The 16,322-nt window shown below is 62.5% G+C and carries 16 protein-coding genes and 1 pseudogene; all 17 read right to left on the bottom strand.

Translation table 11 applies throughout. The features are described 5' to 3' along the window. Window positions 1–37: 37 nt before the first annotated feature. The 17 genes and pseudogenes from CU_RS03625 to CU_RS03545 all read right to left on the bottom strand — a co-directional run bounded on the left by CU_RS03625 (window position 38) and on the right by CU_RS03545 (window position 16,313). A complete protein-coding gene (locus CU_RS03625; protein ID WP_012359975.1) occupies window positions 38–826 on the bottom strand; it encodes an electron transfer flavoprotein subunit beta/FixA family protein in 789 nt (262 codons plus the stop codon). 190 nt (window positions 827–1,016) lie between these two features. After that, window positions 1,017–2,288, bottom strand: a complete 1,272-nt coding sequence (locus tag CU_RS03620) for a class I SAM-dependent methyltransferase (RefSeq protein ID WP_012359974.1) — start codon at window positions 2,286–2,288, stop codon at window positions 1,017–1,019. Window positions 2,289–2,295: 7 nt separating this feature from the next. Next, on the bottom strand, window positions 2,296–3,210 hold the full coding sequence (locus tag CU_RS03615; protein ID WP_012359973.1) for an NUDIX hydrolase: 915 nt from the start codon (window positions 3,208–3,210) through the stop codon (window positions 2,296–2,298). A gap of 338 nt (window positions 3,211–3,548) precedes the next feature. Next, window positions 3,549–4,055, bottom strand: a pseudogene (locus tag CU_RS11170) (ABC transporter ATP-binding protein); the annotation flags it as partial. A 132-nt stretch (window positions 4,056–4,187) separates the two neighbouring features. Continuing rightward, the gene (locus CU_RS03605) at window positions 4,188–5,225 is read right to left on the bottom strand and encodes a tetratricopeptide repeat protein (RefSeq protein ID WP_231837749.1); all 1,038 of its coding nucleotides are present in this window, start codon (window positions 5,223–5,225) and stop codon (window positions 4,188–4,190) included. Window positions 5,226–5,314: 89 nt separating this feature from the next. Then, window positions 5,315–6,055 carry an endonuclease NucS gene (gene nucS, locus CU_RS03600; RefSeq protein ID WP_012359970.1) on the bottom strand — a complete coding sequence of 247 codons (741 nt, stop codon included), beginning with the start codon at window positions 6,053–6,055 and terminating at the stop codon, window positions 5,315–5,317. Between the two features lie 290 nt (window positions 6,056–6,345). Next, entirely contained in the window at window positions 6,346–6,777 is a 432-nt protein-coding gene (locus tag CU_RS03595; protein ID WP_231837748.1) for a DUF2550 domain-containing protein, read from the bottom strand. A gap of 251 nt (window positions 6,778–7,028) precedes the next feature. Beyond that, window positions 7,029–7,403 carry a F0F1 ATP synthase subunit epsilon gene (locus CU_RS03590; RefSeq protein WP_012359968.1) on the bottom strand — a complete coding sequence of 125 codons (375 nt, stop codon included), beginning with the start codon at window positions 7,401–7,403 and terminating at the stop codon, window positions 7,029–7,031. An 11-nt stretch (window positions 7,404–7,414) separates the two neighbouring features. Next, window positions 7,415–8,863 carry a F0F1 ATP synthase subunit beta gene (gene atpD, locus CU_RS03585; protein WP_012359967.1) on the bottom strand — a complete coding sequence of 483 codons (1,449 nt, stop codon included), beginning with the start codon at window positions 8,861–8,863 and terminating at the stop codon, window positions 7,415–7,417. Between the two features lie 2 nt (window positions 8,864–8,865). After that, window positions 8,866–9,843 (bottom strand): F0F1 ATP synthase subunit gamma, encoded by a 978-nt coding sequence (locus CU_RS03580; RefSeq protein ID WP_012359966.1) that lies wholly within the window; start codon window positions 9,841–9,843, stop codon window positions 8,866–8,868. A 64-nt stretch (window positions 9,844–9,907) separates the two neighbouring features. Continuing rightward, window positions 9,908–11,545 carry a F0F1 ATP synthase subunit alpha gene (gene atpA, locus CU_RS03575; protein WP_012359965.1) on the bottom strand — a complete coding sequence of 546 codons (1,638 nt, stop codon included), beginning with the start codon at window positions 11,543–11,545 and terminating at the stop codon, window positions 9,908–9,910. A 57-nt stretch (window positions 11,546–11,602) separates the two neighbouring features. After that, the gene (locus CU_RS03570) at window positions 11,603–12,421 is read right to left on the bottom strand and encodes a F0F1 ATP synthase subunit delta (RefSeq protein ID WP_012359964.1); all 819 of its coding nucleotides are present in this window, start codon (window positions 12,419–12,421) and stop codon (window positions 11,603–11,605) included. Between the two features lie 5 nt (window positions 12,422–12,426). Continuing rightward, the gene (locus CU_RS03565) at window positions 12,427–12,987 is read right to left on the bottom strand and encodes a F0F1 ATP synthase subunit B (protein WP_012359963.1); all 561 of its coding nucleotides are present in this window, start codon (window positions 12,985–12,987) and stop codon (window positions 12,427–12,429) included. 147 nt (window positions 12,988–13,134) lie between these two features. Beyond that, on the bottom strand, window positions 13,135–13,377 hold the full coding sequence (locus CU_RS03560) for an ATP synthase F0 subunit C (RefSeq protein ID WP_012359962.1): 243 nt from the start codon (window positions 13,375–13,377) through the stop codon (window positions 13,135–13,137). Between the two features lie 100 nt (window positions 13,378–13,477). Next, a complete protein-coding gene (atpB, locus tag CU_RS03555; RefSeq protein ID WP_012359961.1) occupies window positions 13,478–14,278 on the bottom strand; it encodes a F0F1 ATP synthase subunit A in 801 nt (266 codons plus the stop codon). Between the two features lie 348 nt (window positions 14,279–14,626). Further along, the gene (locus tag CU_RS03550; RefSeq protein ID WP_012359960.1) at window positions 14,627–15,139 is read right to left on the bottom strand and encodes a hypothetical protein; all 513 of its coding nucleotides are present in this window, start codon (window positions 15,137–15,139) and stop codon (window positions 14,627–14,629) included. Then, on the bottom strand, window positions 15,132–16,313 hold the full coding sequence (locus tag CU_RS03545; RefSeq protein ID WP_012359959.1) for an MraY family glycosyltransferase: 1,182 nt from the start codon (window positions 16,311–16,313) through the stop codon (window positions 15,132–15,134). The genes CU_RS03550 and CU_RS03545 overlap by 8 nt, the downstream gene beginning before the upstream one ends. Between the last annotated feature and the right edge of the window lie 9 nt (window positions 16,314–16,322).

Here is a 16,322-nt window from a genome sequence, read left to right as displayed (position 1 = left end):
AGGGAATGTCGGGTTATGGAACGTGAAAAGCGGTGAGCTAGATCAGCTTTTCCTTGGCGAGGAACTCGACGAGCTTCTTGCCGCCGTCGCCCTCATCGGTGATCTTTTCACCGGCGGACTTCGGTGGCTTCGGCGTGACGCCAGCGACCGAAGAGGTTGCGTTGCCACCGCCGACGTTCGCCGGATCGACGCCGATATCGGAGAGGCTGAGCTCCTTGATCTCCTTCTTCTTCGCGGCCATGATGCCCTTGAAGACGGCGAAGCGCGGGGTGTTGGACTTCTCCGTGACGGAGACGATGGCCGGGGTCGGCGCCTCGAGGCCGAAGATACCCTCCTCGGTGACGCGCTTACCGGTGACGGTGCCCCCCTCGACAGCCAGCTCCTCCATGTGGGTCAGAGCCGGGATCTGGCGGTACTCGGCCAGCAGGCCCGGGATAGCGCCCGCAACACCATCGGTGGATGCGTTACCAGCGATGATGAGCTCAATGTCCTCGATCTGGTTGAGCGCGTTGCTCAGCGTCCAGGCGGTACCCAGGACGTCGGAGCCCTCGAGGGCCTCGTCGGTGACCAGGATTGCCTCGTCGCAGCCCAGGGACAGTGCCTTGCGCAGCGCCTCGGTCGCGCGGGTCGGACCCACGGAGAGCACGATGACGTTGCGGGAGGAGTCTGCTTCCTTCAGCTGGAGCGCAGCCTCGACCGCGTTCTCGTTGATCTCATCGAGAACAGCGTCGGCGCTGTCACGGTCCAGACGGAAGTCGTCCTCACGGAGCTTGCGCTCGGAGTACGTGTCCGGCACCTGCTTAACCAGAACAACGATGTTCGACATGCGTTGGCCTTTCGTGATTGCGTGTTGGTTTCCAGTTCAGCTTAGCTTGAAAAACGTGAGCTTCGCCACAACACATTAATATTTTTCTAGAACCACCCCACCGCAGGGGCCGGGCGTGTCACCGTCCGTTGTACCCAACGAACACTCCCCGCGCCCGAGCTTTGCGCCAACCGGCAGTGAATTCGCAGAATTAGTGCTTTTCGGGGGCTACCGCGCGGCAAATATAGGCCACCACACCGCTGCTCAACCCGCCCCCGCGCGGCGTCGAATTCCGCTCTCCCAACCGCGCAATGACGACTGTGGCTTCCCCCTTGCCCTTAAGCTTCAGCTTCGCGCGCAGTTGGTCCGGATTGATATCCGCCCCACGCACGAGGATCTCCAGTTTGCCGACTCCTCGTTGCTGCAAAGCCTTGCGCAACTGCTTGACCGGCACGGTATCCAGCACCTCGAAGGCCCGCATGCCCGCCGGGATATGGTTCCCCGTGACATAGGCCAGGTTCGGGTCCACCAGCCACAGCCCCTCCCTCGCCGCGAAGTGGCGCACCAGCCCAGCACGGATGATCGCTGCATCCGGCTCCATGATGTAGCGGCCAGGCTGGCCCGCACGTGCTGCGACGTCCTCCTCCGCAAGCTCGGGCTCCCAGCTCGCCACGATGTCCACGCTCTCGTCCTGGCCACTGGCGCGAATCACCACCGCCCGGCGCGCCAGCCCCTCGTTATCCCGGGCTTCCGGGGACACCAGCCCGGCGGTCAAGGCACAGGCCTCCTTGGCCTGACCATCCACGCTGATGACGTCCACCTGGCCGGCCCAGTCCTCCAGCTCTGCGAAATCCACACCGGGGGCAAGTTTCACCATCAGCTCGTGGCCGGGATAGGCCACCACTAGAGCCCCGACCGGAGGTTGCATGTCCTCGAGCCGGTGGATCCGCCCCGAGGAGTTGCGCCGAGCCGGGTCCGCAAGAATCACCGGGTGCACCCCCGGCTCCCCTTCCCACGACTCGAGGGCATCGGCCACCCGCACCTCGATGTCCGGGCAGTTCTTGCGAGCCATCGCCACCCGAACGGGGTCAATGTCGGAGCCGGTGCACGTTAGCCTCGCCTCCTGCAGCGCCACAAGCTCGGTCCCCACCGAACAGGTGACATCGCGAGCCACCTCCACCCCCAGTGACGCGAGGTGCCGAGCACGGAATCGCGCCACGGCCAGCGGGGTGGACTGCTGGGCGGCATCCTTATCGGTCCACCACCCGGCAGCGAGTTCGCCAGGTAGCTTGGCCGCCGCGATCCGACGGGCTTCCACCAGCTCGCCCACCGCACGGGCGTTGTCACCCCAGGCCTTGCGCAACGTTGCCGTATCGGCGACCACACTACGCTGGCTGAGCTCCAGCTCGCTGCCCTGCGCGATGGCGGCGTCGGCGTCGGTAGAGGACTGGAGCCACTGGAGCTCCTCAAAGCTAAAAGACAACCGCGACCTACTGCAGATAGGAGCCCGGACGGTGCTCAAACGGGTGTTCCGGCAGATCTGCCGGGTCCACCGCGAACTTCATCCCTGGGGCGAAGACACGCTTCGGGCGGCCGTACATCTTGGACTCCATGAGGTAATACTCCGCCATGTACGGCTCGTCGATCGGCTCATTGAGCACGGGGTCCACCGAGAGTCCCGAAGAGAAGTCCATGACCTCATCGACGGTGCGGAAGGTGCTCAGCAGCTTCAGCTGCGCCCACGTCGGGGGCATCAGGCTGATCTTCCGGGAACGCCACCCGTCCAGCAGCGTCGACGGGCGGAACCAGCCCGTGGATGTCGCCTCCCGCGTGTCCCCGGTCGTGTCCTGCCCCTCCGGCAGACGGGCGACGAAAAATGCGGTGTCGTAACGGATCGGCTGCCCCTCCGGGGTCACCCAATTCGCCCAGGGACGCAGCAGGTCCGCCCGCAGGATCAGCTTGTGCCGATCCATGAACGTCGAGAACGGGAGCAGGTGATTCTCCAACTCCTGGCGCTCGTGTTGAAAGCGCGTGGTGTCCGCGACGATGTCTCCATCCTCGTTGGAGGCCAGCAGCGTTCCTGCCTCCTCGAAGGTCTCGCGCACCGCGGCGCACACCAGGGCGCGAGCGATCGCAGGGTCCTTGCGCAGACGGTGGGCCCACCAACGAACGTCCGGACCGGACCAGCGCACATCGGGCGAGTCCACCCCATCACCGTCGACGTCGCCGGGCATGTCGCGAGCATCCACACCGCCGCCCGGGAAGACCGTCATCTCCGCGCAGAACGCCATGGTTGACGCGCGCTCCTGCACGTAGACCTCCGGGCCGGATAGCGTGTCACGCAGCAGAATGACTGTGGAGGCATGACGTGGCTCTACCGGACCCAACTGCTCTGCAAATCCCATCTCGAGCCGCACCTCGCTTTCAACCTAAATCGGTACTTTTAAGACTTTATCTAATCCCGCGCCCGGTGGGCCCCACCGCGGCGAAGGCGGCGGGCGAACCAGCGGCCGTCCTCTTGCTTAACCTCAATGGGCTGGTGGTAGGCCTTGGTGAGGTTCTCGCTGGTCATGATGTCGGTCAGCAGCCCCTGAGCCACGATGTGGCCCTCGTCAAGCAGCATCCCGTGGGTGAATCCCGGCGGGATCTCCTCCACGTGGTGGGTGACCAACACGGTCGCCGGGGAGTCCGGGTCCATCGCGATTTGGCTGAGCAGCTCGATCAGATCTTCGCGGCCACCGAGGTCCAGTCCTGCACCCGGCTCGTCGAGCAAGAGTAGCTCCGGGTCGGTCATCAGGGCGCGCGCGATGAGGGTGCGCTTGCGCTCCCCCTCAGACAGCGTGCCCCACGTGCGGTCGGCCAGGTGATAGGCCCCCACGACCTCAAGTGTGTTGACGGCCTGCTCGTAGTCCATCTCGTCGTAGGCCTCCCGCCAGCGTCCCATCACGTCGTAGCCCGCGGAGATGACGATGTCCGACACCACCTCGTCCTCCGGAATGCGGTGAGCCAAGGCGGAGGAGGACATCCCGACGGCGGTGCGGATGTCGCGGACATCGGAGGATCCCAGCCGCTCGCCGATGATGTCCACGGTGCCGGTCGTCGGGAACAGCTGCGCGCTGGCCAGGCGCATCAGCGAGGTCTTCCCAGCACCGTTGGGTCCCAGAATGACCCAGCGCTCGTCGAGCTCAACCTGCCAATCCAGCTCATGCAGGATCTCGTTCCCGCCCCGGCGCAGCGACACGCCACGCATGTCCAGGATCAGGTCCTCCGGCGCCGCCGGCTGGGTTTCCGGGGTGGAAATGACATTGCGTTGCATGGTGGTTCTCGCTACCTCAGGGGCTCGTGGGATCGGATCGGGTTACTCCGGCGGACAATCGCGGTTCTAGAACAGGGCGCTGGCCATGTTCGTTCGTGCCGCGATGACCTCCGGGTCGGCTGCGTCGTAGAGATCGAAGAGCTGCAGCAGCTGCTGTTTTGCGCGGTCTTTCTCCTCGCCCGCAGTGTGACGCATCGCATTGACGAGGATTTCGAAGCCCTGGGCCTTCTCGCCACTCAGGGCGAGCAGCTCAGCAGCGGCTGCCGCAGCGTCGACGTTGCCGGGATCCGCCTCGACCTGCTCCAGTGCCTGCTCCCCTGCCGCTGGGTCCCCGGCACGTTCGGCGAGGATGGCGTTGGCGCGTGCGGCCCGTGCCGTCGCCGCGAGCTCGGGGTCGGTGTTCGGGTCGGCGAGGATGGCGTCGTAGGCGGCGATCGCTTCCTGGGTCTGCCCCTGTTCAATGAGGGAGGCAGCCTCAGCGAGGCGGGAGTCCTGTTCTTCAGCGGCGGCCCCCGAATCCGCAGGCAGGCCCGGCAGCTTACCGTCGACGGCCTGGATCACCGACTCCAGCCACTGCTCCACCTGCTCCTGCGGCTGGGCTCCCTGGAAGGACGTCGCTGGGCGGCCAGCCACCAGGGCAAGCACCGTGGGCACACCGCGAACTCCGAGTGCCTGGGCCATCTCCGGCACCGCATCGGCGTCGATGTAGCGGAATACCCACTTCAGCTGCTCCTGCGGCACATCCGGGATCTCCACCAGGCGGGCGAAGAAGTTCTTCAGCTCCGCGCTGGCCTCGGAGCGGGCACTACCCACCAGGAGGATCACCGGAACCTGGGTGGAGCGGACCACGAGGTCCTGCTCGAAGGATTCCGGGGTGACGTCCGCCGAGCGGGCGACGTAGTCCACGCTCACTCCCGCTTCCGCTGCCTGCTGCGCGTGCCTTTCGCGCTGCACGGCCTGCTGCTTCACCGTGCCCAGGTCAATCGCTCCCGAGACGAAGCGCTGCGGCGCTTGCGGCTGCTGTGGAGCGGATGGCCGCGCCTGCCGGGCGTCGCTTTGTGATTGAGAGGGCTGCTGGGAGGAAGGATCGTGCGGTACAGTCATGCCCTCCATAGTAACGGCTTCCGACCGCGGGGTGACCGCGCCCAATCCCCCGGCCGACTGGGACGCTTCGACCCCATGACCACCGGGGCCTAGAACAGCCGAAACTCCGAATCATCGGTGCCACGCATCGCCGCATAGTCCAAGGTCACGCAGCGAATTCCCCGGTCTTCGGCCAGGGTGCGGGCCTGAGGCTTGATCTCCTGGGCGGCGAAGACACCAGTCACCGGGGCAAGCAGCTCGTCACGGTTGAGCAGCTCGACGTAACGGGTCAGCTGCTCGACTCCGTCGATGTTCCCGCGGCGCTTGATCTCCACAGCGACGGTCGCCCCCGTCGCATCCTTGGTGAGGATGTCCACCGGCCCGATGGGGGTCGGGTACTCACGGCGCACCAGGGAGTAGCCCTCCCCCAGGATCTCGATCTGCTCGGCCAGCAGCTCCTGGAGATGGGCCTCCACGCCGTCCTTCTGCAGCCCCGGGTCTTCGCCGAGGTCAAAGTTCTGGTCGGAGTGCACCGCGAAGAGCTGGATGCGCAGCTGCTCGCCCTTCGGATTCTCGACGACCCACAGGGCCTCGACGTCTTCGTCTTCGAGTTCAGGAAGTGTGAGGAAGGGGTCCTTGCCGTCTGTGGCCTCGGCGAGTGCCTCCGCGCGGCGGTATTCGGTCGTCGTGCAGGGTGGGGTCATCCAGTTCAGGGGCTTATAGGCCCGGTCATCCGCATGAATGGAGACCGCACCGTCCGCCTTCACCATGATCAGGCGATCGGCGCGCGGCAGATGAGCTTCCAGTCGACCGACGTAGTCGACGGCACACGTGGCGATGATGAGACGCATTTTTCCAACGCTACCCCACGCCTGGCAACAACGGGCTATTCATAGGGCGTCGTGGTCAGCACTCCGTGGTGGAGGTACAGGCAGCGGTCGCAGAGCCGGTCGAGCCCAGGGTCAGTGCCTGGCGGATAGCCTTATCGGTGGTGACGCCGTTACCGACCTCGACCTCCTCGCTATTCGTCTTACCCCTTCCCTCCAGACGGCACGGAGGGCAGCTGGTCAGCCCCTTTTTCTTGCACCAACGCAAAAACCTCGCCCGGGTAGCCCCGGTCGGGGTTGGAAAACAAGAATGCTTAAGAAAAGCGCGTCGTGCGCACCCAGCGCTCTGACGGCGCGGACTCCAGCCAAGAGACGAAGGCGTTATCCCCCTGATCGTCGATCGCGATCTCATATTCTTCACCGCGATGGGAAATCTTCATCACGTGACAGTAGCCCTCGATGAAGGGCCTCTCCCTGTCCACGATGTCCCGACGGGACTCCACGGTGGTCGCCAACCGGGTCAGCACGAGATCCGAACCGGGGCGCAGACTGCGCAGCTTGTACAGCCGGGCCGAGGTCCTCGAATACACCAAAACCCCGTGCCGCCAGTGCCTTGCTTCCTCGGCGGGAAGCGCACGCAGCAGCACGGGGTACCCCTCACTCCGCAGGTAGAAGAAGCGCCACAGGAGGACGCCGACTAGCAGCAGAAAAAGAACAATTCCCAAAAGCACAAGAATCGTGGTCAACGTTTCCGCCTCTTCACCGTCGCATCATCCCGCCAACCCGGCGGGCAGGAAAATCAGGAGTGTCTCAAGGCTGCAATACCTTAATCAAAATCTAGCCCCATGCCTGGATATTAACAATTCCCTCCCATCGGCGGGCCACCTTCCCCACTCGGCGTGAGGAAAAACTTCGCCATAGAGGAAAAGCACAAAGGCCACGCCCCGCGGGTCATCCCACGCGACGTGGCCTTTGGCCGGTAGTCCGAAACTTCGGTCTACTTCTCCTTGGAACGCTTCACAGCGCGCAACTCGGACTCTGCGCGAGACTTCTCCTCCTCGGAGGACGCCTCACGTACCCGAGCCTCAGCATCAGCCTGGTCGACCTCGTCGGCCCACACAGCACTATCAGCGAGAACGGTGATCTTCTTGGAGGACACGGACAGGAACCCGCCCTGCACCGCGGCCACCAGCTTCTCACCCTCAGTTGTCCGGATGATCACGACGCCATTCTCGACCAGCTGGCCGAGCAGTGGCTCGTGACCTGGAAGCACGCCGATCTCGCCCTCGGTGGTCTCCGCGATGACGGCCGTTGCGGTGCCCGACCACAACGCCTTCTCCACAGCCACCAATTCAGCGGCAATCTCAGCCATGTGTGCTCCTCTTACTTGTCCGTGAGCTTCTTGTAGGCAGCCTCGACGTCATCCAGACCACCCAGGCCGTTGAAGGCCTGCTCTGGGTAAGCGTCGAACTCACCATCACAGATGCGCTCGAAGGCGTCGATGGTCTCCTCCAGTGGAACGAAGGAACCCGGGATGCCCGTGAACTTCTCTGCGACGAAGAAGTTCTGGCCCAGGAAGCGCTCGATACGACGAGCACGCTGGACGGTGATCTTGTCCTCCTCAGACAGCTCGTCCATACCGAGGATGGCGATGATGTCCTGGAGCTCCTTGTTCTTCTGCAGGATGTTGATCACGCGCTGCGCAACCTCGTAGTGCTTCTCGCCGACGATGCCCGGCTCGAGGATACGAGAGGTGGAGGTCAGCGGGTTCACTGCCGGGTAAATACCCTTGGAAGCGATCGCACGGTCCAGCTCAGTGGTTGCGTCGAGGTGGGCGAAGGTCGTCGCCGGTGCCGGGTCGGTGTAGTCATCGGCCGGCACGTAGACAGCCTGCAGGGAGGTAATGGACTTACCCTTCGTGGAGGTAATGCGCTCCTGCAGAACACCCATCTCGTCAGCCAGGGTCGGCTGGTAACCCACTGCGGACGGCATGCGGCCGAGCAGCGTGGAGACCTCAGAACCTGCCTGGGTGAAACGGAAGATGTTGTCGATGAACAGCAGCACGTCCTGGCCCTGAACATCGCGGAAGTACTCCGCCATGGTCAGACCGGACAGAGCCACGCGCATACGGACTCCCGGCGGCTCATCCATCTGACCGAACACCAGCGCGGTGTCCTGGAGCACGCCCATCTCCTCCATCTCGAGGAAGAGGTCCGTACCCTCACGGGTACGCTCGCCGACGCCGGCGAACACGGAGGTACCGGAGAACTCGCGGGCGATACGGGTAATCATCTCCTGAATCAGGACGGTCTTACCCACACCTGCACCACCGAAGAGGCCAATCTTGCCGCCCTTGACGTAAGGGGTCAGCAGGTCGATGACCTTAACGCCGGTCTCCAGGATCTCGGTCTTACCCTCGAGCTCGTCGAATGCCGGTGGCTCGCGGTGGATGCCCCACTGCTCGCCGTCGCGGCCGAGACCTGGCTCATCCAGGCAGTCGCCCAGGGCGTTGAAGACGTGCCCCTTGACAACATCGCCGACTGGCACAGAGATCGGCTTACCGGTGTCCTTGACCTCTGCACCGCGGACCAGGCCGTCGGTCGGGGCCATGGAGACGGTGCGCACCAGGTTGTCACCCAGGTGCTGTGCGACCTCCAGGGTAATGGTCTTCGCAACTGCCTCGAGGTCAACCTCGACGTGCAGCGCGTTGAATAGTGCTGGCTGCTGCCCACGCGGGAACTCCACGTCGACAACCGGGCCGATCACTCGAACGACGCGGCCGGCAGCAGTCGGTGCAGCAGAGTTCTGCTGCTCCTGAATTGCTGTAGTCATTATTAGTCACTCTCTCCGCTATCGCCGAGCGCAGACGCGCCACCGACGATCTCTGTGATTTCCTGGGTAATCTGCGCCTGGCGAGCCTGGTTTGCGATACGAGACAGGTTCTCCACCAGCTCGCTCGCGTTGTCCGTCGCCGCACTCATAGCGGTACGACGCGCGGCCGACTCGGAGGCTGCTGCTTCGAGCAGCGCGGCGAAGATGCCGCGGGATACGTACTGCGGAAGCAGGTTCGCGAGAAGCGTGTCTGCATCCGGTTCGAAATCCACCTCAGCGGAGACCTGGTCTGCGGAGTCCGACACCATGTCGGAACCCAGCTCCATCTTCTCCTCTTCGACGACAGTCTTGATTGGCAGTAGGCGGTGTGCCTTTGGCACCTGGGAAAGCATCGAGTGGAACTCGGTGTAAACCATGTGGACCTCGTCGAAGCCCGGCACCTGGTCGCCCTCGGCGTTAACGCCGTCAACGACGTCGACAGTGCCCTCCGAACCGGCGAGGAAGCCGCCGATCAGGTGGTTACGCAGGTTCAGGGTTTCGGCGTACACCGGGTCCTGAGAGTGCCCGGTCCACGATCCACTGATGTTTTCGTTGCGGAAGTTGTAGTAGGTCACGCCCTTGCTGCCAAGAACGTACAGCACAACTTCCTTGCCCTCGTCCTCAAGCAGCTTGCGGAGCTCCGCAGTGGTCTTGAAGACGTTGTTGTTGTAGCCACCGCACATGCCACGGTCACTCGAAACCACGAGGATGGCTGCGCGCTTCGGATCCTTCGGCTCCCGGATCATCTTGTGATCCAGGGAGCTGGCGGAAGCCAGACGCTCGATCACCTTGGTGATCTCGTGAGCGTAAGGCTGCGAAGCATCGACGCGAGCCTGAGCCTTCGTGATCCTCGAGGTGGCGATAAGCTCCTGGGCCTTGGTGATCTTCTTGGTCGAGTTCACGGACTTGATACGTGACCTGAGTTCGCGAAGATTAGCCATGCGCTACCGCCTCCCTTCTTGTCCGTAGTTAGTCATGGTGCTTTGTCGATCCCTTTCCGCGGCCTTAAACGGTCTTGCGGGTAACGGTGATCTCGGACTGCTTAACTTCGTCCTGCTCCATGGCGCGAGCCTCTGGCTCCCGGATGATCGGGGTGCCGTCGGTGGTCTGGAAACCACGCTTGAACTCGCTGGTGGACTGCTTCAGCTGCGCCTGGGACTCCTCGGTGAACGGGGTGCCGCCAGCGATCTGGTCGAAGACGCCAGATGCGTTGGAGCGCAGGTGCTCGATCAGCTCAGCCTCGAAGCGACGGACGTCCTCGACTGGAACGTCATCGAACTCGCCCTCGCCGGCCAGCCAGATGGAGATCATCTGGTGCTCGACGGACTGCGGCGCGTGCTCGGTCTGCTTCAGCAGCTCGACGAGGCGCTCACCGCGCTCCAGCTGAGCCTTGGAAGCGTCGTCCAGATCGGATGCGAAGGCAGAGAATGCCTCCAGGTCGCGGTATGCGGCCAGGTCCAGACGCAGGTTACCGGACACCTTCTTCATGCCCTTGGTCTGTGCGTCACCACCGACACGAGAAACGGACACACCAACGTTAATTGCTGGGCGGACACCCTGGTTGAACAGGTCAGACTCAAGGAAGACCTGACCGTCGGTAATGGAAATAACGTTGGTCGGAATGAAGGCAGACACGTCGTTTGCCTTCGTCTCGATGATCGGCAGTGCGGTCAGGGAACCGCCACCCAGCTCGTCGTTCAGCTTTGCAGCACGCTCGAGAAGACGGGAGTGCAGGTAGAACACGTCACCTGGGTATGCCTCGCGGCCCGGCGGGCGGCGCAGCAGCAGGGAAATGGCGCGGTAGGCCTCAGCCTGCTTGGTCAGGTCATCGTAGATGACGAGGACGTGCTTGCCCTGGTACATCCAGTGCTGGCCCAGAGCTGCACCTGCGAACGGTGCGAGCCACTTGAAGCCTGCGGAGTCGGATGCCGGTGCGGCAACGATGGTGGTGTACTCCAGCGCGCCGTGCTCTTCCAGGGTCTGGCGGATCGACGCGATGGTCGAACCCTTCTGACCAATCGCGACGTAGATGCAGCGCACCTGCTTCGATGGGTCGCCGGACTCCCAGTTGTCACGCTGGTTGAGGATGGTGTCGATGCAGACGGAGGTCTTACCCGTCTTACGGTCACCAATGATCAGCTGGCGCTGACCACGGCCAATCGGCGTCATTGCGTCGATAGCCTTGATGCCGGTCTGCATCGGCTCGTTCACTGGCTGACGCATCAGCACGGAAGGAGCCTGCAGCTCGAGTGCGCGCTCCTCCGTGTCGGTGATGTCGCCAAGGCCGTCGATCGGCTCACCCAGTGGGTTGATAACGCGGCCGAGGAAGTTCTCCCCGACCGGAATGGAAAGGACTTCTCCGGTCCGCTTTACCTCGTCGCCCTCTTTAAGGGTCTCGTAGTTACCCAGGACCACGACGCCAACAGAGTCGGTGTCAAGGTTCTGTGCGACGCCAATGACGCCGCCTGGGAACTCGAGCAGCTCGTTAGCCATCACCGATGGCATGCCGCTCACGTTGGCAATGCCGTCGGCTGCCGTCGTGACCACGCCGACCTCCTCGCGGGAGGCCTCCGGGGAGTAGCTCGAGGTGTAGTTCGCAATCGCGCTACGGATCTCATCGGAGGAGATCGTCAGCTCCGCCATGTTTTTCCTGCTCTCGGTTTCGTGTTCCAGCAATTCGTGTTCTCGCTTGGTCGGTCGTTATGCGAGGGAACGACGCATGCGCTCCAGCTTGCCAGCTGTGCTTCCGTCGATCACTTCGTCGCCGACCCGGACTACGGCACCGCCGAGGAGGCTGGAGTCAACCTCAGTGTGAACCGCAATCTTGCGACCATAAATCTTGTGCAACTTCTCGGAGAGGCTTGCCTTCTGCTCCTCGGACAGCGGGCCGGCGCTGGTAACACGCGCAACCTCGTAGCCGTTGAGAGAAGCTGCCTCCTGGCACAGGTCATCCAGCAGATCGACCGGCGCCTTGCGGGCGCGACCGACTGCCTGCAGGGCCAGAGCTTCAGTCACCGAGGAAACCTTGCCGTAGAGAACCTTCGCGAGAAGGTCACGGCGGTCGTCCACAGCTGCTGCTCGATCGGAGAGCAGAAGCTCGAGCTCGGACTCACGCTCGAGGATGCGGGCGAGGGAGAACAGCTCCTCCTCGACGCGCTCGAGCTGACCCTGAGCCTCAGCCGAACGAAGAAGTGCTCGGCGGCCGAGACGTTCCAGGCCAGTCCGGAAGTCCTGCGAGTTTGACCAGTTTTGGGATACCGCAGCGGACACGATCTCTTCAGTAGAGGCCGTGACCTTGCCGGACAGCAGGGTCTTGACGAGTTCGACACGCTGTTCCGGGGTTGCAGCGGCGTCGACCATTGCGACGCGCAGGCTGCGCTCCTGATCCAGGACGTCGACGACATCGAAAAGCTCGGTGCCGGTCGTTGCTCCGTTGCCTACTGCGTTATCAGACTCCTTTAGACCCTGGTCCAAGGTCTTGATGAGTCGCTCAAATGCCTCGCGGCTCGCTGCGTGCATACCGATCACTTCCCAGCGGTGCCGACGTTGTCCAGCCCGGCGAGGAAGTTGTCGATGGTGCCCGAACGCTTGACGTCATCGTTCAGCTGCTCGCCCAGCAGGCGCTCAGCCAGGTTGATGGAGTTCTCCCCCATCTCCTTGCGAAGGTCAGCAACGACGGAAGCGCGGTTGGCCTCCAGCTGCTTGTTACCAGCCTCAACGATGCGGTTGGACTCCTCGGTTGCCTGCGTCTTCATGTCAGCGATGATCTTCTGCCCCTGGGAGCGAGCATCATCACGGATCTGAGCCGCTTCGGTGCGTGCCTCTGCGAGCTGCTTGTTGTACTTCTCGAGGGCTTCCTGAGCCTCAGCCTTAGCAGCCTCGGCACGCTGAATGCCACCCTCGATTTTGTCCTCACGCTGAGTCAGCACTTCCTGGAACTTCGGAAGGACAACCTTCGCGAAGACAAACAGGATGACGGCAAACGGGATAATGGACCAGACGATGTCATAAAGCGGTGGAATGAGCGGGTTAATCGGCTCTTCCAACGGCAGCGTCTCAGCTGCCAAGAAAAAGGTGTTCGTCATAGTCTCCAGCTTTCGCTTTAGTGCGTTGTTCTTGAAAGTCCTAAGTTTTTAAAACTTTTTCTCACGATCGGTGCCGGTTCGCTAGCTCCCCACGGGGAGGAGCCTTCGAGCCCGAGTAATCCCCGACCGCTTCTTGAGCGGACTGACTTAGAACAGGAAGCCGGCGACGAAACCAATCAGGGCCAGGGCCTCAGCGAACGCGATACCCAGGAACATGGTGGTGCGCAGCTGGCCAGCCATCTCCGGCTGACGTGCCATAGCCTCAGCGGTCTTGCCTGCGACGTTACCCACACCGATTGCAGAACCGATTGCTGCGAGGCCGTAGCCGATGGTGCCGAAGCCCTCGAACTTGGTGACAGTGTCCTGAGCCAGGAAGAGGATGTCGTTCATTTGGTTTCCATTACCTTTCTGGTGACCGATCTTCCCGCTTGTTGCGGGTGGTTTGTTGCGATCGGTTCAGTTGTTCAGATTTCAGAGTTACTAACCGGGGTTAGTGTGCGTCCGCGTGTAAGCTCAGCTCGATGTACACAGCCGTCAGCAGGGCAAAGATGTATGCCTGCAGGAAGACGATCATGAGCTCGAAGAGCGAGAATGCGATCGCGAAGACCATCGTGCCGCCAGCCACCAGCGACCAGCCGTTCAGCTGCCAGAAGAAGAAGTTCGTGGCACTGAAAAGCATGACGAGGATGATGTGACCGGCCAGCATGTTGGCCATAAGACGAATGGTCAGGGTTACCGGACGGAGGATGAAGGTCGAGAAGAATTCGATCGGTACAACAATGAAGTGGATGAAGGTCGGCAGGCCAGGGATGACCAGCGAGGACTTCATGTACTTACCGAACCCGTAACGCTTCACACCCGCGTAGATAAACACCACATATGCCACAAGCGCCAGTACCAGCGGAAGGCCGACACGGGCGCTTGGGGAGATGTTCAGGAACGGGATGAGGGTCGGCAGGTTCGCAGCCACGACAGTGAAGAAGATTGCCGCAATCACCGGCAGGAACCGGCGACCTTCCTTCTTGCCTAGAATTTCCTCCGCGATGTGGATCCGCACGAAGTCCAGAGCGATTTCGCCAACGTTCTGGATGCCGCGGGGAACCAGCTTCGGCTTGCGCATAGCGATCAGGAAGAAGATCACCACGATGGCGATCATCAGGATACGCACGAGCATGAGACGGTCGAGGGCGAAGATATCGCCCGCGAAACCGGTCAGCCACAGCTGGTTTGGATCCACCTGCCCCGGGAAGAATTCGTGCTCCAATGAAGGGGGATGAAACTCACCCTTCATTGCCAAGGTTGTTACACTCAGCGTTCTCTCCCGTGATTGGGCCGCGTGAACTTTTAGAAAAGTTAGGCGGTGCGATGGAGGTCTATTTCTTAGTATTACCTCTCCCCCCAGGACTCCGTCGCACGTCCATAGGGGTGGGTCGGTGCCGAATTACGCTGCCTTGGTAGCAAAACGCCCAGCAGCCCAGTTGGCCCGCTACGACTCTACCAGGAACCCCCCAAGAAACCATAAGCGAAACCCCGCAGGATGTGATCACATTCACCTGCGGGGTTTCGCTCTTTCCCGTTGGGCCGGATTACCGTTCCGAACAGCCCTCTTACAGTGCTTGCCGACGGCTGGATCCGAGGCCTATTTTTCTGGGATATACATCAGCTTCGTGCGGGTAATTGCCATGATCTCCGAGCCGAGCATCGCAACAAGCACCAGAATGATAGTCACCCCGAGTGCGGTGTTGTCATAGAAGGTTTTGTCCTTAATCACGATCAACACAACCAGCAGCAGCGCCGCCTTGAGAAGCCAGGAACCCAGCACGGCTCCCAGGGTGACCTGCGGGGAGGAATTGGCAGTCACCAACACCACGCCGATGGTCATCAGCAAGAAGCCGCCACCAATCGCCGCGCCGATGAGCGCACCATAGATTCCCGGAAGGTCGCGCGTCGCACCCCACAGGGCCAGGGAGAACACCGTGACAGCAGCCAGCGCGATGAGACCACCCCGGGCTGCACGGAGCAGCGGACGGCGGGAGTCACCGACGTCCGGGTCGTCCTCAACGGGAGGCAGCGGGGACTGCGCAGCTAAAGGGTCGCTTACCCCGGGCTGGTCTGGCTGACGGTCATGGTGACCTGCAAAATCTTCACTCACGTCGGATTACTCTATCTTCCACTTCCCCAGATTTCCACAATGGGATCGCCGTGCTCACCACGGCCACGAGCAGCAGCACTCCGACCAAGATGGCGGTTAAGTTCGTCGGCAAGACCGTGGAGCCCACCGCGCTGAACGCCGCCACCCCAACCCAGGTATAAAGCACCAGCACCACCTGCTTTTGGGTGTGCCCCAACCGCAGCAACCGGTGATGCAGGTGCTTCTTATCCGGAGCGAACGGGCTCTTGCCGGCTGCCACGCGTCGCACCACGGCGAGCACAAGATCCAGCAGCGGGATGAACAGCGCGGCCAACACCACGATCACCGGCGACAACAGCGCGAACATGTCCGCCACACCATAGAGCGACAAGTTAATGCGCCCGGAGGCCGAGACGCACGCGGCCGAGAGCAGCGTGCCGATGAGCATCGAGCCAGAGTCCCCCATGAAAATCCGCGCCGGTGAAAAATTGTGCGGCAAAAAGCCCATGCACACTCCGGCCAGCACGGCCGAGATGATCGCCGGCGGATACGCGGATACTGCCCCACCCTGATCGTGCAGGATTGTCAGCGAGTAAATCAGGATAGTTCCCGCTGCGATCAGGCCCAGTCCAGCAGCCAGCCCGTCCAAGCCGTCGACGAAGTTCATCGCGTTGATAATCGTCACCGTGAGCAGGACGGTCAAGATTGTGGACTGGACTTGGTCGAGGATCAGGGTGGTTCCGTCACCACCCGGCCAGTAGATCAAATACCAGCTCAACCCCAGCAGGCTCATCAGCGTCGCGCCCACGACCTGCCCACCGAGCTTGACCCACCAGGCGATGTCCCGCAGGTCGTCGAGAATACCGACGATGACGATCACGAAGGCTGAAGCCAGCACCGCCGTCATATCAGGAGTCACCGGCGGGAAGCCCCGATTCAAGGCGGGTAGTTGAGCTGCGGCGACGATCGCGAAAACCACGCCGGTAAACATCCCCACCCCACCCAAGCGGGGCGTGGGAACCGTGTGCACGTCGCGCTCCCGTGGCATCGCCATGGTGCCGTAGCGGACCATGAGATAACGGACGCCACCGGTGGTCAGGAAGGTCACGGTGCAGCCGACCAGCAGCACGAGCGCCAGCTCGCGCAGCGGCACGCCGGCACCGGCCACCGGCGTGAGTCCCTGAGCCACAAGCATCCCGCTAGC

The organism is Corynebacterium urealyticum DSM 7109, assembly GCF_000069945.1.
In the GTDB taxonomy this organism is placed as follows: Bacteria; Actinomycetota; Actinomycetes; order Mycobacteriales; family Mycobacteriaceae; genus Corynebacterium; species Corynebacterium urealyticum.
The sequence above is the reverse complement of the archived record's forward strand: the minus strand, read 5'-3'. Positions and strand labels throughout refer to the sequence as shown.